40 protein-coding genes are annotated in these 22,997 nt (G+C 72.7%); 5 read left to right on the top strand and 35 right to left on the bottom strand.

Features of this window, described 5'->3' with window-relative positions; translation table 11 throughout:
- Positions 1-37 precede the first annotated feature (37 nt).
- The 12 genes from HNR21_RS24210 to HNR21_RS24265 form a co-directional block, all read right to left on the bottom strand.
- Positions 38-1,444 carry a phosphoadenosine phosphosulfate reductase domain-containing protein gene (locus HNR21_RS24210; RefSeq protein WP_182707017.1) on the bottom strand — a complete coding sequence of 469 codons (1,407 nt, stop codon included), beginning with the start codon at positions 1,442-1,444 and terminating at the stop codon, positions 38-40.
- Positions 1,441-2,838, bottom strand: coding sequence for a phosphoadenosine phosphosulfate reductase domain-containing protein (locus HNR21_RS24215; protein WP_182707018.1), 1,398 nt, complete (start codon positions 2,836-2,838; stop codon positions 1,441-1,443). The genes HNR21_RS24210 and HNR21_RS24215 overlap by 4 nt, the downstream gene beginning before the upstream one ends.
- Positions 2,835-4,223: a phosphoadenosine phosphosulfate reductase domain-containing protein gene (locus tag HNR21_RS24220; RefSeq protein WP_182707019.1), complete on the bottom strand. Its 1,389-nt coding sequence runs from the start codon at positions 4,221-4,223 to the stop codon at positions 2,835-2,837. The genes HNR21_RS24215 and HNR21_RS24220 overlap by 4 nt, the downstream gene beginning before the upstream one ends.
- Positions 4,220-4,807: a class II glutamine amidotransferase gene (locus HNR21_RS24225; protein WP_182707020.1), complete on the bottom strand. Its 588-nt coding sequence runs from the start codon at positions 4,805-4,807 to the stop codon at positions 4,220-4,222. Before HNR21_RS24225 ends, HNR21_RS24220 begins: the two co-directional genes overlap by 4 nt.
- Positions 4,807-5,595 carry a phosphoadenosine phosphosulfate reductase domain-containing protein gene (locus tag HNR21_RS24230; protein ID WP_182707021.1) on the bottom strand — a complete coding sequence of 263 codons (789 nt, stop codon included), beginning with the start codon at positions 5,593-5,595 and terminating at the stop codon, positions 4,807-4,809. The genes HNR21_RS24225 and HNR21_RS24230 overlap by 1 nt, the downstream gene beginning before the upstream one ends.
- A gap of 15 nt (positions 5,596-5,610) precedes the next feature.
- Positions 5,611-6,042 (bottom strand): cupin domain-containing protein, encoded by a 432-nt coding sequence (locus HNR21_RS35535; RefSeq protein ID WP_182707022.1) that lies wholly within the window; start codon positions 6,040-6,042, stop codon positions 5,611-5,613.
- Positions 6,039-6,971: a ParB/RepB/Spo0J family partition protein gene (locus tag HNR21_RS24240; protein ID WP_182707023.1), complete on the bottom strand. Its 933-nt coding sequence runs from the start codon at positions 6,969-6,971 to the stop codon at positions 6,039-6,041. The genes HNR21_RS35535 and HNR21_RS24240 overlap by 4 nt, the downstream gene beginning before the upstream one ends.
- A 4-nt stretch (positions 6,972-6,975) precedes the next feature.
- Complete coding sequence (locus HNR21_RS24245; RefSeq protein WP_312881217.1) at positions 6,976-7,776, bottom strand: GP88 family protein; 801 nt, start codon at positions 7,774-7,776, stop codon at positions 6,976-6,978.
- A gap of 15 nt (positions 7,777-7,791) precedes the next feature.
- Entirely contained in the window at positions 7,792-8,793 is a 1,002-nt protein-coding gene (locus HNR21_RS24250; protein ID WP_182707024.1) for a hypothetical protein, read from the bottom strand.
- Between the two features lie 74 nt (positions 8,794-8,867).
- Positions 8,868-9,218, bottom strand: coding sequence for a hypothetical protein (locus HNR21_RS24255; protein WP_182707025.1), 351 nt, complete (start codon positions 9,216-9,218; stop codon positions 8,868-8,870).
- A gap of 419 nt (positions 9,219-9,637) precedes the next feature.
- Entirely contained in the window at positions 9,638-10,024 is a 387-nt protein-coding gene (locus HNR21_RS24260) for a hypothetical protein (RefSeq protein ID WP_182707026.1), read from the bottom strand.
- A gap of 404 nt (positions 10,025-10,428) precedes the next feature.
- Positions 10,429-10,800, bottom strand: a complete 372-nt coding sequence (locus HNR21_RS24265) for a hypothetical protein (RefSeq protein WP_182707027.1) — start codon at positions 10,798-10,800, stop codon at positions 10,429-10,431.
- A 257-nt stretch (positions 10,801-11,057) separates the two neighbouring features.
- Here HNR21_RS24265 and HNR21_RS24270 point away from each other — a divergent pair, with 257 nt between their 5' ends.
- From HNR21_RS24270 to HNR21_RS24285, 4 genes are all read left to right on the top strand, one after another.
- Entirely contained in the window at positions 11,058-11,588 is a 531-nt protein-coding gene (locus HNR21_RS24270) for a hypothetical protein (protein ID WP_182707028.1), read from the top strand.
- A gap of 125 nt (positions 11,589-11,713) precedes the next feature.
- Positions 11,714-11,986 (top strand): hypothetical protein, encoded by a 273-nt coding sequence (locus tag HNR21_RS24275; protein ID WP_182707029.1) that lies wholly within the window; start codon positions 11,714-11,716, stop codon positions 11,984-11,986.
- A complete protein-coding gene (locus HNR21_RS24280; protein WP_182707030.1) occupies positions 11,983-12,423 on the top strand; it encodes a hypothetical protein in 441 nt (146 codons plus the stop codon). Before HNR21_RS24275 ends, HNR21_RS24280 begins: the two co-directional genes overlap by 4 nt.
- Before the next feature lie 42 nt (positions 12,424-12,465).
- Positions 12,466-12,708, top strand: a complete 243-nt coding sequence (locus HNR21_RS24285) for a hypothetical protein (RefSeq protein WP_182707031.1) — start codon at positions 12,466-12,468, stop codon at positions 12,706-12,708.
- Between the two features lie 61 nt (positions 12,709-12,769).
- Here the strand turns inward: HNR21_RS24285 and HNR21_RS24290 are convergent, their stop codons facing one another.
- The 15 genes from HNR21_RS24290 to HNR21_RS24360 all read right to left on the bottom strand — a co-directional run bounded on the left by HNR21_RS24290 (position 12,770) and on the right by HNR21_RS24360 (position 19,886).
- Positions 12,770-13,063 carry a hypothetical protein gene (locus HNR21_RS24290; RefSeq protein WP_182707032.1) on the bottom strand — a complete coding sequence of 98 codons (294 nt, stop codon included), beginning with the start codon at positions 13,061-13,063 and terminating at the stop codon, positions 12,770-12,772.
- On the bottom strand, positions 13,044-13,397 hold the full coding sequence (locus HNR21_RS24295; RefSeq protein ID WP_182707033.1) for a hypothetical protein: 354 nt from the start codon (positions 13,395-13,397) through the stop codon (positions 13,044-13,046). Before HNR21_RS24295 ends, HNR21_RS24290 begins: the two co-directional genes overlap by 20 nt.
- Before the next feature lie 252 nt (positions 13,398-13,649).
- Positions 13,650-14,183: a hypothetical protein gene (locus tag HNR21_RS24300; RefSeq protein WP_182707034.1), complete on the bottom strand. Its 534-nt coding sequence runs from the start codon at positions 14,181-14,183 to the stop codon at positions 13,650-13,652.
- Between the two features lie 212 nt (positions 14,184-14,395).
- Positions 14,396-14,572, bottom strand: coding sequence for a hypothetical protein (locus HNR21_RS24305; protein ID WP_182707035.1), 177 nt, complete (start codon positions 14,570-14,572; stop codon positions 14,396-14,398).
- Positions 14,569-14,940, bottom strand: coding sequence for a hypothetical protein (locus HNR21_RS24310; protein ID WP_182707036.1), 372 nt, complete (start codon positions 14,938-14,940; stop codon positions 14,569-14,571). The genes HNR21_RS24305 and HNR21_RS24310 overlap by 4 nt, the downstream gene beginning before the upstream one ends.
- On the bottom strand, positions 14,937-15,383 hold the full coding sequence (locus tag HNR21_RS24315) for a hypothetical protein (protein WP_182707037.1): 447 nt from the start codon (positions 15,381-15,383) through the stop codon (positions 14,937-14,939). Before HNR21_RS24315 ends, HNR21_RS24310 begins: the two co-directional genes overlap by 4 nt.
- A gap of 259 nt (positions 15,384-15,642) precedes the next feature.
- The gene (locus HNR21_RS24320) at positions 15,643-16,197 is read right to left on the bottom strand and encodes a hypothetical protein (RefSeq protein ID WP_182707038.1); all 555 of its coding nucleotides are present in this window, start codon (positions 16,195-16,197) and stop codon (positions 15,643-15,645) included.
- Positions 16,198-16,315: 118 nt separating this feature from the next.
- Complete coding sequence (locus HNR21_RS24325) at positions 16,316-16,825, bottom strand: RusA family crossover junction endodeoxyribonuclease (RefSeq protein ID WP_182707039.1); 510 nt, start codon at positions 16,823-16,825, stop codon at positions 16,316-16,318.
- A 33-nt stretch (positions 16,826-16,858) separates the two neighbouring features.
- On the bottom strand, positions 16,859-17,587 hold the full coding sequence (locus HNR21_RS24330) for an Lsr2 family DNA-binding protein (protein WP_182707040.1): 729 nt from the start codon (positions 17,585-17,587) through the stop codon (positions 16,859-16,861).
- A 13-nt stretch (positions 17,588-17,600) separates the two neighbouring features.
- Positions 17,601-17,966: a hypothetical protein gene (locus tag HNR21_RS24335; RefSeq protein WP_182707041.1), complete on the bottom strand. Its 366-nt coding sequence runs from the start codon at positions 17,964-17,966 to the stop codon at positions 17,601-17,603.
- A complete protein-coding gene (locus HNR21_RS24340) occupies positions 17,959-18,249 on the bottom strand; it encodes a helix-turn-helix domain-containing protein (RefSeq protein ID WP_182707042.1) in 291 nt (96 codons plus the stop codon). Before HNR21_RS24340 ends, HNR21_RS24335 begins: the two co-directional genes overlap by 8 nt.
- A 108-nt stretch (positions 18,250-18,357) precedes the next feature.
- Positions 18,358-18,600, bottom strand: a complete 243-nt coding sequence (locus HNR21_RS24345) for a hypothetical protein (protein WP_182707043.1) — start codon at positions 18,598-18,600, stop codon at positions 18,358-18,360.
- A gap of 46 nt (positions 18,601-18,646) precedes the next feature.
- Positions 18,647-19,114: a hypothetical protein gene (locus tag HNR21_RS24350; RefSeq protein WP_182707044.1), complete on the bottom strand. Its 468-nt coding sequence runs from the start codon at positions 19,112-19,114 to the stop codon at positions 18,647-18,649.
- Positions 19,111-19,578 (bottom strand): hypothetical protein, encoded by a 468-nt coding sequence (locus HNR21_RS24355; protein WP_182707045.1) that lies wholly within the window; start codon positions 19,576-19,578, stop codon positions 19,111-19,113. Before HNR21_RS24355 ends, HNR21_RS24350 begins: the two co-directional genes overlap by 4 nt.
- A complete protein-coding gene (locus HNR21_RS24360) occupies positions 19,575-19,886 on the bottom strand; it encodes a hypothetical protein (RefSeq protein ID WP_182707046.1) in 312 nt (103 codons plus the stop codon). The genes HNR21_RS24355 and HNR21_RS24360 overlap by 4 nt, the downstream gene beginning before the upstream one ends.
- A gap of 15 nt (positions 19,887-19,901) precedes the next feature.
- On the opposite strand from HNR21_RS24360, the gene HNR21_RS24365 reads away from it, so the two are divergent.
- Positions 19,902-20,291, top strand: coding sequence for a hypothetical protein (locus tag HNR21_RS24365; RefSeq protein WP_182707047.1), 390 nt, complete (start codon positions 19,902-19,904; stop codon positions 20,289-20,291).
- Positions 20,292-20,339: 48 nt separating this feature from the next.
- On the opposite strand, the gene HNR21_RS24370 is transcribed toward HNR21_RS24365, so the two are convergent.
- The 8 genes from HNR21_RS24370 to HNR21_RS24400 form a co-directional block, all read right to left on the bottom strand.
- Positions 20,340-20,666 (bottom strand): hypothetical protein, encoded by a 327-nt coding sequence (locus tag HNR21_RS24370; protein ID WP_182707048.1) that lies wholly within the window; start codon positions 20,664-20,666, stop codon positions 20,340-20,342.
- Positions 20,659-20,946: a WhiB family transcriptional regulator gene (locus tag HNR21_RS24375; protein ID WP_182708812.1), complete on the bottom strand. Its 288-nt coding sequence runs from the start codon at positions 20,944-20,946 to the stop codon at positions 20,659-20,661. Before HNR21_RS24375 ends, HNR21_RS24370 begins: the two co-directional genes overlap by 8 nt.
- 321 nt (positions 20,947-21,267) lie before the next feature.
- The gene (locus HNR21_RS36115) at positions 21,268-21,402 is read right to left on the bottom strand and encodes a hypothetical protein (RefSeq protein ID WP_281402062.1); all 135 of its coding nucleotides are present in this window, start codon (positions 21,400-21,402) and stop codon (positions 21,268-21,270) included.
- Entirely contained in the window at positions 21,395-21,763 is a 369-nt protein-coding gene (locus HNR21_RS24380; RefSeq protein WP_182707049.1) for a hypothetical protein, read from the bottom strand. The genes HNR21_RS36115 and HNR21_RS24380 overlap by 8 nt, the downstream gene beginning before the upstream one ends.
- Complete coding sequence (locus tag HNR21_RS24385) at positions 21,760-22,092, bottom strand: hypothetical protein (protein WP_182707050.1); 333 nt, start codon at positions 22,090-22,092, stop codon at positions 21,760-21,762. The genes HNR21_RS24380 and HNR21_RS24385 overlap by 4 nt, the downstream gene beginning before the upstream one ends.
- Before the next feature lie 7 nt (positions 22,093-22,099).
- A complete protein-coding gene (locus tag HNR21_RS24390; protein WP_182707051.1) occupies positions 22,100-22,261 on the bottom strand; it encodes a hypothetical protein in 162 nt (53 codons plus the stop codon).
- Positions 22,258-22,647, bottom strand: a complete 390-nt coding sequence (locus HNR21_RS24395) for a DUF732 domain-containing protein (protein ID WP_182707052.1) — start codon at positions 22,645-22,647, stop codon at positions 22,258-22,260. The genes HNR21_RS24390 and HNR21_RS24395 overlap by 4 nt, the downstream gene beginning before the upstream one ends.
- Positions 22,644-22,997 carry a hypothetical protein gene (locus HNR21_RS24400; RefSeq protein ID WP_182707053.1) on the bottom strand — a complete coding sequence of 118 codons (354 nt, stop codon included), beginning with the start codon at positions 22,995-22,997 and terminating at the stop codon, positions 22,644-22,646. The genes HNR21_RS24395 and HNR21_RS24400 overlap by 4 nt, the downstream gene beginning before the upstream one ends.

Here is a 22,997-nt window from a genome sequence, read left to right on the forward strand (position 1 = left end):
ACAGGGACCTATTTAGGCTTGGGCTGTGCGCTTAATCTCACTCGCGCATATCTGACTCCTTGATCTCGCTGGGGATGAGGGCGTACGGGTCGGCAGGAAGCGGCCGCGGGTGGCCCAGCTCTTGGCCGGTGCCGGCGGTGAGGATCTGCTCCAGCTCGGCGGCGTAGTTCCGCCAGAGCGTCGCCTTGTCGGCGTGCATGAGCTGGTTGGACTCCTGGCGGCGTTCCTTGAAGTCACCGCGCATCGCCAGCGTGAGCAGGAACCGCCAGCTCAGCCCCGTGACCGGATGCGGGGCCGTGGGCAGAATCGGGTGGGTGGTCTTGCGGTAGTGGCGGGCGATGACGTCGCGGATCCGCTCGGCGATCTTGGCCTGGGCCTTGCCGCCGTGCTTGGACAGGTAGTGGGTGATGAAGTCCGGCCAGGTCACCCCCTCCGGCTTGGGGGGTTTCTTGCCGTAGCCGTACAGCTCGGTGCGGGCGTACCGGTACGCCGCGCCGATGCCGGGGACGCGCTCGGCCATCCGCGCCCACACGTCGGGGAAGCACTGGGCGTAGACGTGGATCTTCTGCAGGGGCTCCTCACCGAACGCCGGAGAGCACCGCTGCGAGGAGGGGCCGATGCCGGCCATTTCCATGAGGTCGTAGGCGCGGTTGTAGTCCCAGCCGTGCACGCGGACGGCGGCCCAGACGTCCTCGGTCCGCCAGTCGTAGATCGGGTACGCCTTCCAGAGGTTCCCGCCGTTGAACGCCGCCGCCTGCTTGCCCTGGCTGGCCAGGTCGTACTTGACGATGTAGTTGTCGACGCTGCGGACCCGGACGGCGTGGGCGCGGATCAGGGACTCCTGCGCCCGGATGCCCATCAACATGGCCGTGGTGTGCGGGGGCGGGGCGAGCAGCCCGTTGGTGTTCGGGATGGTCAGCCGCTCCTCGGGCGGCCAGAGCGGAAACCCCGGGAGCGTGGTCAGGGCCTCCGGCGGCATCGGGCGGCACCACTTCGCCTCATCCTCCGGCGCCCACGGCCACCAGTACGGATACCGGCGCGAGCAGGCGTTGCGGTGCTGGACGGGCAGGCAGTACCACTCCAGGGCGACGTCATCGCGTTGGGAGACGCGGCGGACGTACTCCTCCGTCTCCTGCGGGATCGCCTCCTCATCGAAGAACACGACCCGCAGCGGCAGATGCCGGCGTAGGTGCGGCTCCCGGTTGGCGACCTCCAGGGCGATGTTCAGCACGGCGGTGGAGTCCTTGCCGCCGGAGAACGCGACAGCGACGCGGTCATGGGTGTCCATGACGTAGGCCATGCGTTCGCAGGCCAGCGTGTAGACGTCGGCTCCGGCGGCGATGCGCGGCCGGTTCTGCTTGGCGATGTAGCCGCGGACATGCTCGCCGTCGAGAGGCGTGCCCTCCGGCAGCCAGCCCTCGCGGGACGTGGTGGTGTCGGTCATGGTGCTTCCTGGCGGAGATGCGGAGGGATGAGGGCGTACGGGTCGGCGGGGAGCGGGCGAGGGTGGCCGAGTTCGGCCGGGGTGACGCCATCGGCGAGGACCTGGGCCAGCTCGGTGGCGTAGCGGTGCCAGTAGGTGACCTCGTCGTCATCGATGAGCTGGTTCCGCTCCTGGCGGCGTTTCTTGAAGTCCCCGCGCATCGCCAGCGTGAGCAGGAACCTCCAGCTCAGCCCCGTGACCGGATGCGGGGCCGTGGGCAGGATCGGCTGGGTGGTCTTGCGGTAGTGGCGGGCGATGGCGTCGCGGATCCGCTCGGCGATGGTGGGCTGCACCTTCGGGTCGTGTTTGGACAGGAAGTGCAGGATGAAGTCCCGCCATGCCATCCCCGCCGGCTTGTTGGGGCGGCTGTTGAACCCGTACAGCTCCGTGCGGGCGTACCGGTATGCCGCGCCGATGCCGGGGACGCGCTCGGCCATGCGCGCCCACACGTCGGGGAAGCATTCGGCGTAGACGTGGATCTTCTGCAGCGGCTCCTCACCGAACGCCGGGGAACACCGCTGCCCGGAGACTCCGACGCCGGCCATCTCCATCAGGTCGTAGGCGCGGTTGTAGTCCCAGCCGCGGACCCGTACGGCGGCCCACACGTCGGCGGTGAGCCAGTCGTAGATCGGGTAGGCCTTCCAGAGGTTGCCGTGATCGACGGCGGCGGCCTGCCGGCCCTGGGCGGCGACGTCGTACTTGACGATGTAGTTGTCGACGGCGCGGCGGCGGACCGCCATCGCTCGGATCCGGGACTCCTGCGCGCGGATCCCCATGAGCATCGCCGTCGTGTGCGGGGGCGGGGCGAGCAGCCCGTTGGTGTTCGGGATGGTCAGCCGCTCCTCGGGCGGCCAGAGCGGGAACCCGGGCAGCGTGGTCAGGGCCTCCGGCGGCAGCGGACGGCACCATCGCTCCTGGTCCTCCGGCGCCCAGGGCCACCAGTACGGATACCGGCGCGAGCAGGCGTTGCGGTGCTGCACCGGCAGGCAGTACCACTCCAGCGCGACGTCGGGACGCTGGGCGATACGGCGGACGTACTCCTCGGTCTCCTGCGGGATCGCCTCCTCATCGAAATGCACCACCCGCAGCGGCAGGTGCCGCTCGAAGCGGGGGTCGCTGTGGGCGACCTCCAGCGCGACGTTCAGCACCGCGGTGGAGTCCTTGCCGCCGGAGAATGCCACGAACACCCGGTCGTGGGTGTCCATCACGTAGGCGGTCCGCTCACAGGCGAGGGTGTAGACGTCCGAGCCGGCGGCGACGCGCGGCAGCGTGGCCTTCAGCTCGTAGGCGTCGTCATGCCGGTCGATCGGGGTGCCCTCCGGCACCCAGCCGTCCGGCAGAGCAGCGTCGGTCACGGGCGCTCCTGGTGGGCGTACTCGGCGGGGATGAGGGCGTACGGATCGGACGGCAGCGCGCGCGGGTGGCCCAGCTCCGCGCCGGTGCCGGCGGTGAGGATCTGCGCCAGCTCCTGGGTGTACTTGCGCCAGTACGCGGCGGCGGTGGCGTCCATGAGCTGGGTGACCTCCTGGCGGCGTTTCTTGAAGTCACCGCGCATCGCCAGGTTCAGCAGGAAGTTCCAGTTCAGCCCGGTCGCCGGATGTGGGGACTTGGGGAGGATCGGATGGGTCGTCTGCCGGTAGTGGCGGGCGATGGCCTCGCGGATCCGCTCGGCGATCTGGGGCTGCGCTCGCGGGTCGTGCTTGGACAGGTAGTGGGTGATGAAGTCCGGCCAGGTCATCCCGTCCGGCTTGGGCGGCTTGGCGAGGAACCCGTACAGCTCGGTGCGGGCGTAGCGGTAGGCGGCGCCGACACCGGGCACCCGCTCGGCCATCCGCGCCCACACGTCCGGGAAGCACTGGGCGTACATGTGGAGTTTCTGCAGCGGCTCCTCACCGACCGCCGGTGAGCAGCGCTGCTGGTAGGGGGTGACGCCGGCCATTTCCATGAGGTCGTAGGCGCGGTTGTAGTCCCAGCTGTGCACCCGGGCGGCGGCCCAGACGTCCTCGGTCCGCCAGTCGTAGATCGGGTATGCCTTCCAGATGTTGCCCTGGGCGGTCAGGCCCTCCCCGTAGGGGACGATGTAGTTGTCGATGGGGCGGCGGCGGACGGCCATCGCGCGGATCCGGGACTCTTGCGCGCGGATGCCCATGAGCATCGCCGTCGTGTGGGGCGGTGGGCAGAGCGGCCCGTTGAACTGCGGGATGGACATGCGCGCGGACGGCGGCCAGACCGGGAAGGCGGGGTGGCTGGTGATCGCCTCCGGCGGGAGCGGCCGGCACCATCGCTCCTGGTCCTCCGGCGCCCAGGGCCACCAGTACGGATGGCGGCGGGAGCAGGCGTTGCGGTGCTTGACCGGTAGGCAGTACCACTCCAGGGCGACGTCGGGTCGCTGGGCGACGCGGCGGACGTACTCCTCGGTCTCGATGGGGATGGCCTCCTCATCGAAATGCACCACCCGCAGCGGCAGGTGCCGCTCGAAGCGGGGATCGCTGTGGGCGACCTGCAGGGCGATGTTCAGCACGGCGGTGGAGTCCTTGCCGCCGGAGAAGGAGACGGCGACCCGGTCGTGGTTGTCCATCACGTAGGCGATGCGCTCACACGCCAGGGTGTAGACGTCCGCGCTGGCGGCGACGCGGGGCCGGTTGTTCTTGGCGACGTAGCCGCGGACGTGTTCCTCGCCCTGGATGACGGTGCCCTCCGGCAGCCAGCCGTCCGGCAGGGCGCTGCTGGTGTCGGTCATGGGTGTTCCTGGCAGATCGTGTCCTCGGGGACGGGGGCGGCGTCGGGGTGGAACCGGCGGGACGCCAGGTACAGGCCGGTCGGATGCCGGTGCTGCCAGAGCGGCAGTCCCCGCCGCCAGACGACGAGACTCCCGTCAACGTCGAGGACGAGCAGCGCCCAGGCGGCGGTGTCCGCATCGGCGAGGGCCGCCCGGAGCGCGTGCGGCCCGTCGAGCTGCCGGCGGTGGTGGGCGTACAGCTCCGCCAGGGCGACGCTGTCCGACGCCGCGTCGGGGGTGAGGGTCCGCCAGTTGCGGACGGTGCCGTTGTGGGCGAGCCAGTGCCCGCCGGCCGCGACCGGCTGCAGGCCGGTGCGGTCGCGGTAGTCGCCGGTGGTGGCCAGGCGGGCGTGGCCGATCACCGCGCGGTCGGTCAGATCGCGCACCGCCGCCGGCGGGAGGGGCCCGAACTCGTGGCGGGTGGTGCTGGCGCTGGTGGCCCAGCCGTGCCCGTGCGGCCCCCTGGAGGCGGCCGCGGTGGCGGCCGCCTCCAGCAGGTCCGGATCGGGCCTGGCGGGGCCGAGGTAGGCGAAGATCCCGCACATCACTGCCTGCCGGTGCGGCGCATCCAGTCCGCGGCCGCGGGCAGGTCGGGAGCGGCGGCGCGGATGACGTCGGGGTCGATCTCCCAGACCTCCTCGAACCCGTGATCGCGGTCGCGGGTCCACTGGCGGGCGGGCCAGGAGCCGGTGCCGACCTGGTAGCCGCGGGGCCAGTCGTAGCAGGGCGGCATCGGGAGCTGTTCGCGGTCGATGAGGGCGAAGACGGCCTCGTGCGGCCAGGCCGCGAGGGGGCTGTAGCGGGTGATGCCCTCCTTGTTGGTGTAGATGTGCTGGCCCTTGGGGCCGGTGTAGTTGCCGTCCGCAGTCCGGCGGCCGAGCAGCAGCAGATCGAGGTTGTTCTGCCGGTAGTAGCGGGCCTGGCCGCGGTGGTTGACGATGCTGAACCAGCGGGTCCCGTAGGAGCCCTGGGGGAACAGCATCTCGGGGTGCTGGGCGAGCCAGGCGAGGTCCTGGCCGGTGTTGATGACGGTGAGGCCGCCCGGCATGTGGTCGGTGACCCAGGTCAGGAACGCCGGGAACTCCAGGTTGGAGATCGCCAGGCAGCAGTCTTCGACGCCGGCGAGCTCAGCCACATGGCCGAGGGCGATGGAGTCCTTGCCGCCGGACCAGGCGTAGGCGGCCCGCTTGCCGCGGGTCTGCGCGCGGATCGCCTCGACGGTCTGGTCGATGAGCTGGTCCAGCCGCTCGTCCGGCCACTCGGCGCGGGCCTGGGCGCGTGCCCGCCGCCAGGTCTCGGAGTCGGGGAGGGTCTGCTTACGTGGAATCGCCACGAGCGTGGTCCCCGATCAGGCGAACAGCGGGAGGTCGCTGACGGTGCCGGCCCAGTCGGTGAAGGACATCCGTTCCGGGGAGTCGACCGGCTTGTGGGGGGCGCCGATGGCCAGGAGCGTGTGCCCGGCCTCTCCGGCGCCGACCGCGTGCGGAACCTGGCCGGGCACCATGTAGATGTCGCCCGGCCGGACCTGGTAGGTGCGTTCGTCGATGCTGATGGTGCCCTCCCCCTCCAGGCACAGCAGCAGGTGGTCGCCGGGGTGGACGTGGATGGGGAACCGGGCGTGCGGCGGGACCTTGAGCAGGTCGGCGCCGAGGTGGCCGTTGGTGTGCAGGGCCAGGCCGAGGGCGTCGGCGCCGTGTACCGGGACGCCCTGCTCGGCGACCGCCAGGGTGGCGGCGCGGAGGTTGATGATCGACAGGTCGCTGCTGGTCTGGCGGGTCACTGGTTTTCCTCGCTGACGGTGGACAGGTACTGCTGGCAGATGTCGGTCAGGGCCTCGGCGGCGGTCTCGAAGCCGCCGGCGGCCTGGGCGTGCTTGAGGGCGGCGCGGATCGTGTCGCGCTGCGGGAGGGTGACGACCCACTGGATCGGCACGGTGGTCTGCGGCGGCGGCATCGGGCTCACCCCGCCCACCACCGGCGCCGCCGCCGCAGCGGCTGCTGGTCCGGCCGCCGGGGCGGGGGTGGGCTGTCCCGGCGCCGCGGCGGCGGGGCCCGGGCTGGGCGCGCCGCCGGGGGGCAGACTGGCAGCGCCGACCGCCCCGTCCGGTCCGGCGGCCGGACCGGACGGCGGGGCGGAGGGCTGGGCGGGATCGTCCTTCGGGGCGGTGAAGGCGGACAGGAACTCGGTGGTCTCCTCCGCCAGGGCGCCGGTCACCTTCAACAGGTCGTCGTAGTCCTCGGGGGTGTAGCCGGTGCCGGTGTAGTCACCGCCCAGCTCGCCCAGCAGCTCCAGCAGCGCCTTGTCGTCGTACTCCCCCAGATCGGACGTGCGGTTGTCGGCGACGTTGATGCGGCGTGCGGCGTCGTCGTCGCAGCGGATGACCTCGCAGCGGGCGGTCGGCGTCCACGCCTTGTTGCCGCAGATGCCGCAGGGCTGCTCGGCGTCGCCGACCTTGACGGTCTGGCCGCAGTCCCCGGGGCCGTGCGCCTTGAGGGCCTGCATGGTGTGGTTGCCGGCCAGCACGACCAGGCGGCCCTTCTTCACCTCGCGGACGACCAGGGACCGGTACTGGCTGTTGCGGCGCAGGCTGGCCAGGATCGCCTCGACGTCGCCCTTCTTGGCGTTGCCCGGATACGGGGTCAGGTCATTCAGCGGGACCTCGGCGGTCCGTAGATAGGTGACCTGCGCGGTCTGGGCGGTCTGGGCCATTCGGCTACCTCTCTCCTTGTGCGGTGTGCGGGCTGTGGGCGCGGCGGCGGGCGGCGCGGCGGGCGTCCAGCTCGGCCTGCCACTGCCGGAAGGTCCGGTCGCCCTGGCGGCGCCGCAGGTGCGGGATGTTGTTGGCGGGGATGCCGACCGGGGCGGGGCCGAGGACGGCCAGCAGGTCGCTGGCGTTCTGGGAGTGCCAGCCCGCCGCGCGGATCGATTCCTCGTCGGGGAACACGTCGGCGACCCGATCGATACCGGGGCGGATCAGGTGGTCCTCGCGGCCGCCGTAGGAGTAGACCCACCAGAAGTTCCGGGGCGGGGCGGGCTCCACCAGCCTGCGGAACCTCGAGACTTCCTTCGTGTAGCAGTAGAAGTTGACGTAGGGGCGGAACGCCATGATCCGCAGCCAGGCCGCCAGGTAGTGGTCGGAGAAAAAGTCCCCGCTGTCGTGGATGCGGATCCAGCCGCCGCGGTGCCGCTGGTGGGCCAGCTCGGCGGCCATCTGCCGCTGCCAGCCGGGCAGGTCGTCCAGGACGTAGGCGAGGTTGGCCTGGTGGCGCTCGGCGACGGCGGGGAAGTTGTAGGTGCCGCTGCGTGCGTAGCAGGCCAGGGCGCAGACCCCGGCGGCCGGGCAGGTGGAGACGGTGCGGCCGTCCGGCAGGCGGGTGGCCAGCGCCGGGAGGGTCCAGTTCCACACCCCATCGGCGCGTAGCTCCGAGTTTTGGCCGAGCAGCCGGTCCGGGCGGCGCAGACGCCGGCGACGCCGCCGGCGTGTGGGGGTGGGCAGGGTCGCGGTGGTGGTCACGGTGGGCACCTCCGGTCAGTGGAGCTCGACGTCGGCGGCGCGCAGCAGGGACGCCACGGTGACCGTTCCGTCCGGGGCGTGGCGGGAGTCCAGGACGGCGACCAGCGTCCGCAGCCCCCGCAGGACGATCTCCGGCGTGCCCGCTGCGGGCAGGACCTCGCGGGCGGCGGCGATGAGCCGGTTCGCCTCGTCCCGGTCCTCTGGCGGGTAGGTCAGGATCAGATGGACCTGGCCCGGTGGCTGCGGCAGGACCGGCTGGGCGGGCTGGGCGGGCTGGGTGGTGGGCTGGACGCCCTGGGCGGGGGCGGCGGGCTGCCCGGCAGGAGGGGCGGCGGCGGGGCCGTCAGCGGCTCCTGCAGGTCCCTGCGCGGCCGGGACGTCGTCGGCCTGTCCCTGCTGGGGCTCGCGGCCGTTCTCCTGGCCCCCGCCCTCCTCGCCCTCGTCGGCCTCGTCTTCGTCGTAGGGGGTTTCCTCGATCTGGACGATCTCCAGGACCTCCAGGAGGTCGCCCAGGTCGGTGTCGGTGTAGCCGGTGCCGATCAGGTCGCCGTCCAGGCCAGCGATGAGCTCCAGCAGCGCGGTGTCGTCGTAGGTGCCCAGATCAGCGGACCGGTTGTCCACCAGGTTGATCCGGCGGGCGGTGGCGTCGTTGCAGGTGACGATCTCGCAGCGCGCGGCCGGTTCCCACGGCTTGCCGCCGCACAGTCCGCAGGGACGTTCCTCCTCCCCCACCGTGTAGGTCATGCCGCAGGGGCCTGGGCCGTGCGCGGCGATCGCCTGCAGGGTGTGGTTTCCGGCCAGCACCACCAGCCGCCCCGGCTGGTCCGGCTGGTCCGGCTGGTCCGGCTCGACCTCGCGGACCACCAGGGACCTGTACTGGCCGTTGCTGCATAGGCTCTCCAGGCTCGTGGCGGCGTCCCCGCGTTTGGCGTTGCCCGGGTAGGGCGTCAGCTCGCCCAGCGGAACGGTGGCGGTCCGTAGGTAGGTGGCTGAGGCCACCTTGGACACCTCGGTCATGCGCTCCCCCCTGATGAGCGGCAGGCGGCGGCCCCGTGGTGCCGCCCGGACATGTGAACGGTGCAGGTCGGTGGCTATGGGGCGATTCCGGCCTGTTCGAACGCGGCCTCCAGGTAGGAGATGTCGTGGGGGATGCCGGCGATCAGCAGCTCCCGCACGTAGGTGTCGGCGACCCGGATGATCTCGGGGCGGCCGGGGATGGCGGCGGCCAGCAGGTCCCAGTCGCCGGGGCGGATGAGGATGTCCAGCTGGGACCGGTAGATCTTGCGGTGGGTGTGGCGTAGCCAGGTGGGATTGGGGAGGTCCTTGTACTCCAGCCGGGACGTCACCATGCGTTTGCCCGCGATGTCCAGGGCGCGCAGCACCATCGTGTGCACCTGGCACAGGATCTCCCGGCAGGACGCACACTCCCCCGAAACGGTCATACCAGGCAGGCTAGTGCGCAACGATCATGGAGTGGGGGCGGCATTTTTCGCGGTGACCTGCGGGGTTTCCCCCATGTCGGCCGGGGTGGTTCGTGGCCCCGGCGACCCCCCGATCAGCGGAGGCCACGAACCTGACACGCCCCCCCCGACGACGAGGGAACCCGGCGGGGGCTGAGGCCGCCGGGCGACACGCATCCATGATCATCAGGTCGGGGGCGGTGGTGTCAAGCACCGGCCGCCGCGGGAACGTCCGGGGGCCGTACGATGAAGGTCCTCTCTGTGAGAGGTCAAGATGCAGAGGCCGGCGAGACTGCCACCCCCGCCCTGCGGGGAGATTCTCGCCGGCCTCGCTTTGGCACCTGGAACACGCAGGGAGACGGTGGGGGCCGCCCCCGGCTGGGTGCCGGGGGCGGCGCAGGTCACTCCGAGTCGAGTTCGAATCCAAGCTCCCTGGCGGCTGCGTCCGCCAGGGAGATCACCCGCATCAGCACCCTGCTGACCGCGTCGTACTTCCACGGGTCTGGGGCACCGATGACCATCGTGTTGCCGACCTCGTAGGCGGTCAGCCACATCAGGACCGCCTCGTCGATCAGGCCACGGGGCCAGTCCTCGATGGGCTGCGGCCCCAGCAGGCTCGTCCGGGTCCGGGCGAGCACTTCGATGGCCTCCTCGGGGTCCCACTCCTCCTCGAGGGGCGGGATCCCGATCGGGATGGGCAGGCGGCTCAGGAGCCGGGCCAGCAGCGTGTAGGTGGCTGCCAGCTCGACCTTGAGCCGTTCGAACTTCTCCTCGAAGGAGTCGTCCACCTGTGTCTCCTCTCTGCAGTTGTCAAGATGCCTGCCGGTCCAGGGCTGCCACCCCCCGTCCCGACACCAATAACTATACCACAGTCACATACCGGAGTGGGGGTCTCGAGGAACAGACCCCCGACCCGAAGCAGGCCGACACCCGGCGACGCGCCGGACGCGCCGGGGACCCGGGCCGCCACCGGCACGGCCCGCCCGCCGACCGCCGGTGTTCGCTCCGAGGGGCCGGCGACGCGAGGTTATGCTGGCGGCGACTCCTCTCGCGAGGGTCAACCTGCACAAGGGACCGGCGGGTGTTCCACCAGGCTTTGCAGCCTGCCCCCGCCGGTCCCGTTGCTTTTCCGCTGGTCGTGGCTCCGCGCAGAGGGGGCCGCCCCGGCCGGATGCCGGGGCGGCCGGGCGGCTCACTCCTCGCTGGGGAGCTCCAGCTCCACCTTCGCCTGATCCGCCGCCGCGAGGATCCGGGCGTGCTGGGTGTCGGCCAGGTCGAGCTTCCAGCGCGCCGGATACTTCCCGTCGTCCTCGACGATCTCCTCGGCGATGACCCAGTCCAGGACCATCTCCCTGATGACCTCCCGGGTCGAGTCCTTCATGGGGATGTCCCCGATGAGGTCGTACGCCCGGAGCAGGGAGTGGTGGACGTGGTCGCCGTGGATGTTCGCAGCGGAGGGGATCTTGATCGGCAGAGGGAGGGCTGCCAGGACCCGCATGATCACGCCGTAGGCGATGAGCAGCTGATCCTCGGCGACCAGGTGCCGCCTCTCGTGGTCGTCCATGGGACGTCCTCTCTGTGTGGAGTTGTCAACCTGCGGTTGTCCAGGCCGGGGGTTCCACACCCCGTCCCGACATGAGCAACTATACCACAGTCACATACCTGTCGGGCAAGTCCACCCCGTAGAACGCCTTGCAGATTAGGGTACCCGGCCAGCTTGCCCAGGTATGGGAATGTGGTATAGTTGTTGGTGTCAGGGTGAGGGAGTGGAACCCCGAGCCCCGGACAACCGCAGGTTGACAACTCCAGAGAGGAACCGGGATGGCCTACCAGGCACCCACCTTCCACGAGCCCACGCTGGCGCTCCGCTACTACGGGCACCACGAGGTGATCGTGACGGGAGGTGAGCCGGTCCAGGTGATGATGCCCCACGCGGTCATCACGCTCATGGACCGGGACTCGATGAGGGCGATCTTCCGCGCCTTCGTTGAGGGCAACGTGCTCGCGGAGCGGGTGTTCGGCCCGAAGGTCGAGCCGACCGGCGGGATCTACCCGGGGAGCAATGCGCCCCAGATCCACGCCGCCGTCAAGCTCGAGGGACGGAACCCGCGCCCAACGGTCCTGGCCAAGTCACGGGCCACCAGCCCGAGCGGATACGGCCAGATCACCATCCGGTACCGGACCTTCGCGATCATCTGCGACGGTCCGGCGGCATGGAGGGCCCAGTACCACGGATGGCGGCAGGCGTACACCGTCGCCGCCCAGACGTGGAGGCTGTGGGACGTCGCGAGCGCCGAGGAGAACTACCGCGAGCGGGTGATCCTCCGGCTGCTCGCCGAGCGGAAGTCCTGACCGGAGCCCTGCCGGGGGCGGCGGCCCCGCCCCCGGCAGGGTTATCCACACATCCGCGCCAGTGTCGCCGCCGCACCCATCCCGGGGCCACTGTGGAGACCAGCCACGAAACCGAAAGGGAACCCATGTACGAGGTCTGGGACACCGGCGACCCGCCCCGCCTGATCACAAGGGCCGCCGGCCTGGACGAGGCGCACGCCGCGCTGGACGGCGAATGCCGGCGCCGCCACGACCAGGCGGTCGCCAACGGCGAGGGCGTCCGCGGCATGACCCACCGATTCGAGATCCGCGGCGGGGACGGCCCGGTGACGTGGCTGGTGTACGCACCCGACCCGACCGGCCCCTACGCCAGTCCCCTGTCCGAACTCGATGAGCAGCCCGAGGAGGTGACCCCTTGATCCCGCGTGGCCGTAAGGTCGTCGACGCGGCCGGTGCCGCCGCGATGGGCGGCATGTCGCTGCAGACGTTCCGGAACAAGCGCATCGCCGCCCAGCCCGCCTTCCCCCAGCCGGTCAACCCCGGCCGCCGCACGGCCCTGTACGACGCCGAGCAGGTCGCCGCCTACTGGTCCGGGGACCCCATGCCGGTCCTCCCCAAGGGTGAGCACGAGACCGACCTGCTGGACGACCTGGACATCGCCGCGGTGCGGGGCGTGAAGTACGCGACGGTCCGCAAGGAACGCGCCGAGGGCCGTCTGGTCGGCTGGGTGGAGGTGTGCGGTGTGCTGCACATGCCCCGGCGGGAGCTGAACCGGCAGCTCGCCGAACGGCCCGGCCGTGGCGTCGGCGGCGGCCGACCCCGCAAGAACCCGCCGCCCCGTCCTGAACAAACCTGAACAGAACCGAACAGGGCTGAACAGCCCCTCCAGGAGGACACGATGAACGATGTGACCGGCACCGACCGCGTGAAGGTGCGGGTGCTGCTGACGTTCGGGGACCAGGCCGAGCTGGTCACCCCCACCCACTCCGCTGACAACCCGCTGCGCGTCCCGGCCGAGCAGATCACCCGCGACACCGGCCTGCCCGCCGGCGAACTGCCCGGCCGCCAGTTCACCGCCCACCGGGCGCAGGACGGGACCCTGTCGGGGTTCCAGCTGCTGGATGACCCCCGCACCCGGTAGGAGCGCACACGAGACGGCCCGGCGACCAGAGCGGTCGCCGGGCCGTCGCGCGTCCCCGGGGTCAGCAGGGCCGGTCCGCCTCGGTACGGGCGCGGTGGCGCCGCCCGAGCAGCTGGGCGCGTCGGGTCTGCCCGAGCCGGGCCATGCTCCGGATGCCGGTCACGCACACCAGCACCACCGCGGCGTGCAGGGCGATCCGCTCCCCCGCCGACAGGTCGGGCCGGTCCAGGCCGAGCAGCAGCCACACCAGCGCGCCCTGCACCACCAGGATCAGCAGCTCCAGCGGCGGCGGCCACACCAGCCGCAGCAGCCGGGCCGCGCCGCCCGGCCGGGGGTCAGCCGACCCGCAGCTCATCCAGCAGCTCCCGCACGCGGGGCTCGTCGGCGTGCCGGACCCACGCGGTCCGCACGGTCATGAACCCGCGCCGGTCCGTGCCGATGTAGACGACCTTGGTCAGGTCACCCATCCGCAGGTCCTCGGGCGTGTCCGCGCCCACCGGGACGCTGACCTGGTCCAGCAGGGCGTTCACCCGCTCGTCGCTCTCTCTGGTGATGCACACGGACATGTTCTGCAGGCGGCCGTTCGGTCCGGTGCGGACGTACACCACGTTGGTGACGTCGACCAGCCGCGGGTTAGGCCGCAGCTGGTCGACGGGCGTCTCGAGCGTCTCGGTGCTGGTGGCGGTCATGGTCTCGCTGGTCCCTCTCAGTCGTGGTTGCGGTGATCAGTGAAGCGGTGCGCGGGGGGCGCGTCCATCTGGATCGGCACAAACGCCACCAGTCCGCTGCCGTCACGTCCGGCAGCAGCAGGTGGACCACCAGCGTCCGCAGACGGCCGCCGGTCCCCCACACCAGATGGCCCTCCGCCCAGTACCGGGCCCGGTACAGGGGCCTGGTGCGGCCGGTCGCGTACCCGGCCGCACCACCCAGCAGCGCCCCGGTCACGAGGAGGACGGTGAGCACCGGCCCTCCCAGTCCTGCTGCTGGGCGTGGACCTCCGGGGCCAGGGCGCGGTCGATGCGGTCGCGGACGTCCTGCCAGCCCTGGACGTAGGCCGCGTCATGCGTGCCCTGCGGCGTCCGGGGGATCGCCCTCACCTGGTCGAGGACGGCCTCGGCCTTCCGTGCGCGTTCCTGCTGGCCGGACAGGACACCACGCAGGTCGTGGACACCGCGGGCGCCGGGCGGGTGCTCGATGCCGGCGGCACGCAGCTCAGCGTTGACCCGTTCGAGCTCGGTCGCCTCCGCCAGGCGGCCGGTGGGAAACTCGAGGATCTCCGTGAGGCCGTGGCAGGTGACGGTAACCCGGGTTACCGGCCGCACCTCGTCCCGCCCGGACTGGGTGCCAGCGACGTCGGCCAGGGCCTCCGCCCAGGCGTAGTCGCAGTTCAGGCAGGCGCGGCACAGGTGCTCTCTGCCCGTTCCGCGCGTTCCGCACGGCAGGCGGCCGGTGTGGTAGCGGGTCGCGGCGCCCACTGGGAGCGGCAGGCTGCTGGGGCAGGAGGTGCGGACGCAGCACCTCCAGCAGGACGTCCACGCGGGCGGCCTGGCGGTCTTCCGCGGGCACGTAGCAGCGGCACGGCCTGGTGCCGCTGCAGCGGGGGCAGGGAACGGGGCGGTCCAGGGCCTCGCGCAGTAGCTCCCGCAGCCGCCGCTTCCGGTCGTCCTCGTCGGGCTTGGTGCGCAGGTCAACCCCCATAGGGGGCCTCCTTTCCTGATCGCGGCTTGGGGCCTTGACGGCGTAGATCACCGGAGCGGTCCGGGGACGTCTCCGGGCGCCGCGCCCGGCGGCCCCACATGGCCAGCAGGACCACGGCCGCCACCACCTCGCACACGAACACGACGTCACCCAGCGATGGCGTCACCGCCCCTCCCCCTGCCTGGGGAGGAGGCGGGGCCGGTCCAGCCAGCGGGCCAGTCCCGGGAGCGGCAGCACCGTGGGGGCCTCCTCCAGCCGCTGCCACCAGCGGGGGGTGGTCTCGTACCAGCGGGCGCGGCGGCCCCACCGGACGGCCAGCACGGCGGAGATCGGCACGGCCGCCAGGGTGGCCAGCGCCTGCCAGGGCGGGACGGGACCGGTGCCGGTGTCGATCCATTCCCAGTGCTGGGCGGCGGATCCGGCCAGCTCCAGGTACATGCCGGAGCGGAAGATCCGCTCGGCGCGGCGGGCCTCCCGCGCGAGCCGGTGGCCGCCGTGGGGGCCGCTGCAGCCGCACTCCTCCCGGGCGGTCATCGGATGGCCTCGACGGTGCCGGCCTGGACCATGCGCTTCAGCGCGTCCTCGGTCGGCCAGCCGAACTGCTCCCAGGTCCGCAGGATGTCGCCCGGGACGCGCAAGGTCCCGTGGCCGGTGTTGATCACCCTGCTGTCGGCGTCCATCTGGGGCTCCTGCCGGGCGTCGGCGTCCGCCGCGGCGGTGGGGCGGCGGTCCAGAGTCCGCAGGGTGCCCACGAACTCCTCCAGCGCCCGCAGGAACGTGGCCTGGTCGTCGAGGCGCGTCATGCCGCCCTGCTGGTAGTCGCTGGGCGCGAGGACGGGGGCGGTGGCCTGGAACTCCTCGCAGATCTGCCGCATCCGCGCCAGGTCGACCTGGTTGACGGCGGTGAGGAGCTGGCCGCACAGGCTGGCGAGGGCCTGCAGGACGCCCGGGTAGCTGTCGCGGGTGATGTCGATCATCGTGTCTCTTTCCATGGGGGGCGTGGCGGCGGGTTTTGCACAGGCCGGGGCGGCTTCCACCTCAGCCCGTGACGACAGCAACCACGAGTTAGCTGGTCTGGTCTGTAGTTCGTTGTGTTCCTGGTGTTCTTCTCTGGTGCATGTCTCCTGTTCTGGTTACCGGGGGATGCCGCCGGTCATTTGTGAGCAGCCCCCGGTCATTTCCGGATTCACCGGGGGATGCCCCCGGTCATTCGGAATGGGCGGGGGCAGCCCCCGGTCATTCCGGCGGCGTCTCCCCGGCCGTCCACAGCTGTTCCTGCTCCTGGCGGGGTTGCCGGCGGGCGCGGGGTTTGCGGGCCGGGCCGGTGACGGCGCCGGGCGGGACGACCAGCAGCTTCTCCTCCGGGTCCAGGTAGGCGACCCGCTCCAGCAGGTCGGTGGGGGCGGTCAGCCGGTACTCGGCGGGGCGGCCGGGGCCGCCGCGGCGTCCTGGGGAGCGGCGGGGCCGCACCATCTGCAGCAGATGCAGCGCCCGCAGCCGGCGCAGGCACGTCTCCACGGTGCGGACGTCCAGCTCGCACACCCGGGCCACCCGCTCCGCGCTCGGGAACACGCGGCTGCCGTCCAGGTCGCCGTAGGTGGCGATGACGAGGGCGACCTGCTGCACCGTGGCGTGCCGCACCCACCGTTTCGGGTCCTGGCGCGGCGAGTCGTAGAACCCGAGCCGTACGCGCCGGATCGCGCGTTCCCATTCGAACCGGCCCAGCGGGGTGATGCCTGGGGCGTCCAGCTCCGCCTGCCCCGGCTGCCCGGCCGACTCTGGTTCCTGCACCGGCCGTCTCTCCTGCCCGTCTTCGTGCGGCCATCCGGTCGCGTCTCCCCGTCCCTGGGTGGTCGCGGGCGTCTATATCGGCCCACCTGCAGCAGCGGCGCGCGGGCGCTCGGGCGGGTCATCGTGCGTTCCGGCAGCGGCGGCAGCGGCGGACGGTCTCGCGGCTGGTCGGGCCCTGACAGACCTCGCAGGTCCCGCCGCGGGTGGGCCGCTGGTAGGGGCCGACCTGGTAGACGGTGACCTCCGTGCGGGCCTGACCGGGTGAGGGGGCGGCCTTGTCGGCGGCCACGTGCACGACCTGGTCGTCGTCGGCCCAGGCGATCCCGCTGAGGGCGTCCAGGACGAGCTTGAGCATATTGTCGATGTCGCGGCGCTGGCGGGTGCCGGGATGGAACGTCACCAGAACGCTGTAGGCGGAGTCGGGGTCGGGGCGGTGTGGTCCGGCGGCCTGCCGGAACGCCCAGCCGACCCGCCCCTCGGCCTGGGTGGTGCGGTCGGGGGTGTAGCTGCGGGCCTTGCCGTCCCGATGGATTACGCGGGCCCGTTCCTTGGACAGGGGCTCGCCGTCCACCACGAAGCGGGCGATCAGGCGGGGCTCCCGGGGCGGGAGATCGGTGGGTACGGTCACGTTGGCCTTTTCCAGGTGGGCGCGGGGGCTGGGTCAGCTGCCGGCGGTGTGCGCGGCCTCGTACTGGCGGACCAGGTCCCCGGGTACCCGGCCGTGGTCGTTGACGGGGATGCCGTGGGCCTTGGCCCAGGCGCGGACCTCGCTGTCCCTGGGGCGTGCCTGTGGTGGGCGGGCCGTGCGGGGGGTGCGGGACGGCCGGCGTCCGGCCAGTTCCTTGGCGCGGGTTCTGGCGGCGGCCAGTCGTCTCTCCAGCTCGGCCACCTCGCGTTCGGCCGCCTGGCGCCGCTTGTAGTGGTCGACGGCGTCCCGCAGGTCCGCCAGCGCCTTCCATGCGCGTTCCAGCGTCCGGCGGACGGCGGGGTCGTTGATCTGCTGGGCGTCGGTCAGCATCCGGTCCACGGCGGTGACCGCCGGAGCGGTCGCGTCCGTCCTGGGCGGCCTGGGCGGCTTGGCGGTGCTGCGCCTGCCGGACCGGCCGCCGCTCCCGGCCGGGGCCGCCGGAACGGGAGCAGGGGCGGGGGCGGGAGCCGGGTCGGGGTCGGGGTTGATGTAGACGGTGTCGGTGTCCGGCTGGTAGCGCCAGCCGGGGATGCCGTTGACGAGGGCGAGGATGTGGTCGCGGGGCCAGGCGGCCTGCTGGGCGGCCTGGTGCACGGTGCAGCCGTCCGCCAGGAGCCGCTTGACGAGGTCGGCGCTGGCGGGCAGGGAGTCCCCGGCCGGTTCGAGGGTCTGGGCGGGTTCGCTGGTGCGGTTCATGGTCATGGCGTCCCGGTGGTCAGGTCTTGGTCAGGCTGGCGCGGGCCGAGGCGTAGGCGGTGGGGCTGGAGCGGCGTTTGCCGGAGGCGATGGCCTCGGCGTCCACCTGCCAGGCGTAGGGGTTGTCGGCGTAGGTGTCCGCCTGCCGGTACGTCTCGAAGGCAGGGCAGGTACCGCGTCCGCAGTAGCAGCGGCCCGGCGCGCAATACCCGGGCGGCGGCTCCGGCTTGCCCTCCAGCGCGGATGGGGTGTGCTGCCGACACTTGTAGCCCTGGTCGTAGCGGCGGGTGGGGATCTGCCCGCAGTAGCGGCCCTCCGCTCGGAGCCACTGCTCGCAGGGGGTGCGGTAGCGGGGGTGCAGGCGGGCCAGCTCCTGGTCATCCACCAGGCTCCTCCAGCGCGAGGATGTTCACGCCCAGCACCGCCGCCCACCGCAGCGCGTTGGTCCAGTGCGGATCCGCGACGCCCCGCTCCCACTGGCCGATCAGCTCACGGGAGTAGCCCAGCCGCTCGGCGACCTGCCGCTGGGACATGCGCAGGTCCCTGCGGCGGCGCCGCAGCACCACGTGCAGGTCACGCGGATCGAACTGTCGCGGCCCGGGGCCAGGGCCGGGAGGGGTGGGATGGGGCGGCCGGTGGCGGGTGAGCGTGGTCATCGTCAGCGCCACCAGCCGGTCACCAGCTCGACCAGGGTCTCGGCCAGGTCCCCCAGCCAGCCCAGACGGCGTCGGCGGGGGCGGTGGGCGCGGTGGTCACGTCGCATGGCGGGTGTCCTCTCAGAACAGGGGGAGCTGGATGGGCGGCCGGTAGACGTTGATGCCGCGTCCGGCGGCGGTCTGGACGATCCGCTGGGGGTTCAGGCGGCCGGTGTTGTCGATCGCCTGCTCGAGCCCGGCGGCATGGTTGATGCCGCCGCACACGCAGGTGCAGTGGTCGGGGCCGGTGGTGGCGTCGTAGCAGCTGGCGTCGCAGCGTCCGGCGACTGATCCGGCCGCGCGCAGCAGCAGCAGCGTCGCCACCGGCCCCTCCCTTCCGGTCTGGTCGTGCGGTCAGGTGGTGCGGGTTTCAGACGTCCGGGCCTGCCGGTAGTGCGGCGGGCACGGCGACGTCGTGCGGGTCGAGGTCCACGACGTAGGTCAGGGCGGCGTAGTCGTGCGGGTCCAGGTGCAGGACCTGCCGCCGCCCGGTGGCCACCGACGTGACGGTGATGACCGCCGTGGCGTCGGCGCAGCGGCTGCACAGGTCCCCCAGCAGGTGGGGGTCGGGCGCCCACTGGCAGCCGCCCTCGCACGGGGCGTTCTCGGTGCAGCCGCACCCCCGGCAGGTCGCCTCCTCCTCGCCGCCGCTGCCGGTGGGCCAGGCGGCGCGGACCTTCTGGGGGGTCAGGGCGGCGCCGCCCAGGACGGTGTTCGCGCGTTCGGTCAGCCGGAGCGCGGCGTCCAGGGCGGTGCCGGACGCATCGGGGGCCGGGTGGCCGAGGCGGAGGAGGGCGCGGGCGGCCCGGTCCCAGTCGTGGGCTTCACGCGGGTTCAACGAGGGGTCTCCTTGCGGTGGTCGGGGTCTCGGTAGGGGGTCTCGGGGAGGGACTGGCCGGTGGCCAGCGCCCACCATCCGGCGCAGATCAGGTAGCCCAGCGGTCTGTCGTCCGCCCAGGCGACCGGCTGGTAGCCCTCGCTGGTGCGGTGCATCCCGTGGTGGCAGTAGAAGGGGCCGTCCTCGACCGCGGGGACGGTGCCGGCGTCTGCCTCCGGGCTGCCGGGCCGGTACGCGCAGTCCCCGCACGCCCGGCGCATGACGCCGGGCGGGACGGGCAGCGGCACGGCCTCGATCTCGGCCGGATCGCCGTCACAGGTCAGGTCGACACCCAGCTGGGGGCCGTCGACCAGGCCGGTGCCGCCGCACTCGACGCACTGCCCGTCGCAGGCGCGGCCTGTGCCGATGCACCAGGGGCAGATGTAGCGGGTGACGGTGATCCGGCCACCGGCGAAGGTGGTCACGACCGGCCGGTCCTGGTGCGGCCGGTCCCGCCGCCGGTCCCGCCGCCGTTGTTGTTCTTGCCGGTCGTGGTGCGTCCACCACCGCCGCCGGTGCCGGTGCTGGGGCCGGTGGATGAGCGGGACCGGTGCGGCGGGTCGGCGGGGCCGTCCTCCCATTCGTATCCGGGGATGCCCTGGTCGCAGTGAGAGGCGGGCACGTCCCGGTCGGTGGCGTCGTGCTCGCAGTGCCGCTCCGCGGGGCCGCAGGCCCCCAGGGCGACCGCGGTCACGGCGGTGGCCAGGACAGCGGTGGTGGTTCGCAGGGTCACGGTCATGGGTTCCTCGTGTCAGTCGGTGACGGGGTGGACGGCGCAGTGCTGGGGGTGGGTCGTCCGCTGGTCGGATCCGGTTTCGGCCGGTCCCGCCGCGGCGGCCGGGAGGTGGCCGTGCTGGGAGCGGGAGGCCGGGGCCTCCAGCCGCGCGGCGGGACCGGCCGGGGGCGGGGCGTGGCCGTGTCGCTCTCCCGGGCCGTCCGGCTCGGGGTGACCACCGTCGAGGGGGCGGCCGGGCTGGTGGGCGCCGCAGCGGCAGGGGCGTCGCCGCGGGCGGGCTTCGGCTGGCCGCCGGTCAGCGCGGATGCCGCGGCGTGCCCGGCGGCGGTCAGCAGCAGACCGGCCGCCACCGCGACCGCGCCCATGGTCAGCGACTCGCTGAGGCGGGGCGGGGCGGCGTGACGTGGGGTGTGCTGCCCCACCCACACGGGGCGGGCGGGGGTGGGCGGGTCAGCCATTACGGCCCCTCCTCCTGCTGCTGGTGCTCTTGGTGAGCGGAACGTTGGTCGGCGGGTGCTGGAGCTTGAGCTGGCAGGTGGCCTGGTGGGGCATGTAGACCTTCTCCAGGGGGTGCCAGTTCTGGCGGGGCCCGGCGGTCGAGACGGCTCGGGATCGGAGCACGCCGTGGTGGTCCTTGTAGGCCAGCACCGATCCCTTTGCGTTCGGGGTCGGGTCGAGGGGCTGGCGGTATCCGGCCTGGGTGGTGGCCCAGAGAATCGGCTCCCCGCACAGGTCACAGGTCGGTGCGCTGCGGTGGGGACGGCGGCGCCTACCCATACGCCACCTCCCCGGCCTTCTCCCGGGCCTTGGCCGCTTTGGCCGCTTTGCGGTACGCCTCGCGTTCGCTGAGGGTGGATCCGCCCCACACCCCCGAGGTGGTCAGGCGCGGGTTGTCCAGCGCGTACCGCAGGCACTGGCGGCGTACCGGGCAGGGCCGGCAGACGGCCCGTGCACGTTCCAGCTGCCCCTTGGGAATGTGGTCGCCCTCACCGCGCGGCTGGAACAGGTTGGGGTCGGCGTCCTTGCAGGCGGCGCGGCTCATCCAGCGGTCGTCCATAGTCACCGCCCTCCTCGGCGGGTGGTGTTGCCGGTGGTGCCCGCGGCCTGGCCGGAGCGGTCACGGCCAAGCCGCGGGTGCTGAGGGGCCCGGCCACACCCGGGGAGGGTGGGGAGGTGTGGCCGGGCCGTCCCGGAACCGCCCGCCCCCCAGGGGGCGGCTCCGGGTGCGCTGGAGGGGCACATCCGCAGGGGTCGGGTATGCGGCAGCCCGCGCTCCAGCGCGTCCAGGGCTCGGCAGGCGACCAGCGACCGGCGGGTGGGGTGCCGGTCCGGAGCGCTGCTGGTCATCTCTGCCGTCCCTGGAGTCGAGAGAAGGGGGTTACTGGTCGTCGCGGTCGTGGTGGGGGGCGCGGTCGCACCACAGGTCGGTGCCGGTGGCGCTGCCGGGCCGGGTCACCGCGAGCACCGCGGCGAGGACGGCGACGGCCGCCACCAGCAGTCCCGGGTCAGGCATGGCCGGCCTCCCTGCTGGTGTGCGTCAGCAGGTCCGTGATGGCGTCCACCCCACGGGCGACCCGGCCGAGGGCGTCAGCGGCACGGTGGTCGCCCCGGCGTGCGGCGTGCCGCTGCAGGGCGTGAAGGCGGGCGGCGCGGGCTCGGGCCAGGGCGACGTCGTCGCCTTCCTGCTGCAGCTGTTCCCAGACGCAGTCCACGGCGATGGTGGCGATGGCGTCGGCCTCACCGCCGGACAGGTGGACCGCGCCGCCGTCCATGGCGATCAGCAGGGCGTTCGGGCCGAGCCGGAGCAGGACGCCCTGGCGGACCCGGTCGGAGATCCTGCGGTGCAGGCCCTCATCCAGCAGGGCGGTGGTCATGGGGTCTCTCCGCAGCTGAGGGCCAGCAGCAGGGCGGACTCCCGGCGGCGCTCGGTGCCGCGCTGCAGCACCACCCCGTCCCAGGTGTCGGATTCGATGGGCTGCCAGCCCAGGGCGCGCAGCGTCGCGCGCCGCTCGGCCAGTCGGCGGCTGGCGGACATCCACTCCCCCTGCTGGTCGCTGATGGGGGTGCTGCGGTGCAGGTACCAGCCGTTGCGTTCGTAGACGGCGCTGGCCTGGTGCCTCATGAGGATCCAGGTGCCGTGCTCGGTGCGGGCCTCGTATCGGCCGTCACCGATGCGGGTCCAGGAGACGGGAACGGAGGGCATCAGGTGTTCACCTCCCGTGGGCGGAGCCGGTGTCGGCGCTGCGCGCGATGACGTCAGGGGGCAGGGGGCGGGCGTGGTCGGTCAGGCGCGGCCCGTCCTCCGGCGGCGGGGTGTCGGCCTGGGCGCGGCCCGCACGGTCGCCGCCGCTGCCGGTGGTGGGGGTGCTCATCGGCGGCCCCCGCCGGTCAGGTAGTTGCGGACCTTGGGGGCCTGGTCCGGGCACAGGTGCTGGGTGGCGGCGCGGATCACCACGCGGGTGTCGTAGGCGCTGATCCCGCTGACCGGGACGGGGGTCACCGTGGGCTCGGGGCGCATCTGGAGCCCGCCGCACATTCCCTGCCCGATGGCGACCAGCTCGTCGTAGGGCCGGTTGCCGATCTGGCGGGACCACCTGCGCACCTGGGCGGTGTAGGCGGCCTCAGCGTCCACGTTCCGCGCCGTCACGCCAGGGGCAGGGGTGCTGGTGGGGGTGACGGCCGGTCCCGCGAGGGGGGCGGCGGCCAGCACCAGCGCGACCAGGACGGCGCCGCCGGCGAGAGCGACCCGGCGAGTCACAGGGAGCCTCCAGGGTGGTAGCGGTCGATCAGGTGGTTTAGGTCCCGCGTCGTCTCCTCGGGGGTGTCGGCGCGGGCGAGGAGGTCTTGGAGGGCGGCCAGCAGCGCGTCCCGAGCCTGCTCGGCGGCGCGCTGCTGGTCCTGCGCGTGGGTGATGCGGGTGCGGGCCGCCTCCGCCTGCGCGACCGCGAGGTCGAGCTGGTCGGCGAGGCCGCCGCACCGCTCCTGCTGCACCTGCGCCACCGCCACGTACAGGCCGCGGCGGGGCGGGTAGATCCTGGCGAGCGTCCAGGTGGCGGCGAGGCTGGCGGGCCAGCCCAGCAGCACGGCGAACAGCAGGAGCGCGCCCAC

Source organism: Thermomonospora cellulosilytica, from assembly GCF_014138835.1.
In the GTDB taxonomy this organism is placed as follows: Bacteria; Actinomycetota; Actinomycetes; order Streptosporangiales; family Streptosporangiaceae; genus Thermomonospora; species Thermomonospora amylolytica.

Excerpts from the sequence above, each read along its gene's own strand:
- HNR21_RS24270 (WP_182707028.1), top strand. The coding sequence starts at position 11,058 with ATGGCCTACCAGGCACCCACCTTCCACGAGCCCACGCTGGCGCTCCGC.
- HNR21_RS24310 (WP_182707036.1), bottom strand. The coding sequence starts at position 14,940 with ATGACCGCCCGGGAGGAGTGCGGCTGCAGCGGCCCCCACGGCGGCCAC.
- HNR21_RS24225 (WP_182707020.1), bottom strand. The coding sequence starts at position 4,807 with ATGTGCGGGATCTTCGCCTACCTCGGCCCCGCCAGGCCCGATCCGGAC.
- HNR21_RS24210 (WP_182707017.1), bottom strand. The coding sequence starts at position 1,444 with ATGACCGACACCACCACGTCCCGCGAGGGCTGGCTGCCGGAGGGCACG.
- HNR21_RS24250 (WP_182707024.1), bottom strand. The coding sequence starts at position 8,793 with ATGACCGAGGTGTCCAAGGTGGCCTCAGCCACCTACCTACGGACCGCC.
- HNR21_RS24240 (WP_182707023.1), bottom strand. The coding sequence starts at position 6,971 with ATGGCCCAGACCGCCCAGACCGCGCAGGTCACCTATCTACGGACCGCC.
- HNR21_RS24315 (WP_182707037.1), bottom strand. The coding sequence starts at position 15,383 with ATGATCGACATCACCCGCGACAGCTACCCGGGCGTCCTGCAGGCCCTC.
- HNR21_RS24370 (WP_182707048.1), bottom strand. The coding sequence starts at position 20,666 with ATGGGTAGGCGCCGCCGTCCCCACCGCAGCGCACCGACCTGTGACCTG.
- HNR21_RS24265 (WP_182707027.1), bottom strand. The coding sequence starts at position 10,800 with ATGGACGACCACGAGAGGCGGCACCTGGTCGCCGAGGATCAGCTGCTC.
- HNR21_RS24375 (WP_182708812.1), bottom strand. The coding sequence starts at position 20,946 with ATGGACGACCGCTGGATGAGCCGCGCCGCCTGCAAGGACGCCGACCCC.
- HNR21_RS24330 (WP_182707040.1), bottom strand. The coding sequence starts at position 17,587 with ATGACCATGAACCGCACCAGCGAACCCGCCCAGACCCTCGAACCGGCC.
- HNR21_RS24275 (WP_182707029.1), top strand. The coding sequence starts at position 11,714 with ATGTACGAGGTCTGGGACACCGGCGACCCGCCCCGCCTGATCACAAGG.
- HNR21_RS24255 (WP_182707025.1), bottom strand. The coding sequence starts at position 9,218 with ATGACCGTTTCGGGGGAGTGTGCGTCCTGCCGGGAGATCCTGTGCCAG.
- HNR21_RS24285 (WP_182707031.1), top strand. The coding sequence starts at position 12,466 with ATGAACGATGTGACCGGCACCGACCGCGTGAAGGTGCGGGTGCTGCTG.
- HNR21_RS24220 (WP_182707019.1), bottom strand. The coding sequence starts at position 4,223 with ATGACCGACACCAGCAGCGCCCTGCCGGACGGCTGGCTGCCGGAGGGC.
- HNR21_RS24385 (WP_182707050.1), bottom strand. The coding sequence starts at position 22,092 with ATGCCCTCCGTTCCCGTCTCCTGGACCCGCATCGGTGACGGCCGATAC.
- HNR21_RS24390 (WP_182707051.1), bottom strand. The coding sequence starts at position 22,261 with ATGAGCACCCCCACCACCGGCAGCGGCGGCGACCGTGCGGGCCGCGCC.
- HNR21_RS36115 (WP_281402062.1), bottom strand. The coding sequence starts at position 21,402 with ATGCCTGACCCGGGACTGCTGGTGGCGGCCGTCGCCGTCCTCGCCGCG.
- HNR21_RS24295 (WP_182707033.1), bottom strand. The coding sequence starts at position 13,397 with ATGACCGCCACCAGCACCGAGACGCTCGAGACGCCCGTCGACCAGCTG.
- HNR21_RS24290 (WP_182707032.1), bottom strand. The coding sequence starts at position 13,063 with ATGAGCTGCGGGTCGGCTGACCCCCGGCCGGGCGGCGCGGCCCGGCTG.
- HNR21_RS24380 (WP_182707049.1), bottom strand. The coding sequence starts at position 21,763 with ATGACCACCGCCCTGCTGGATGAGGGCCTGCACCGCAGGATCTCCGAC.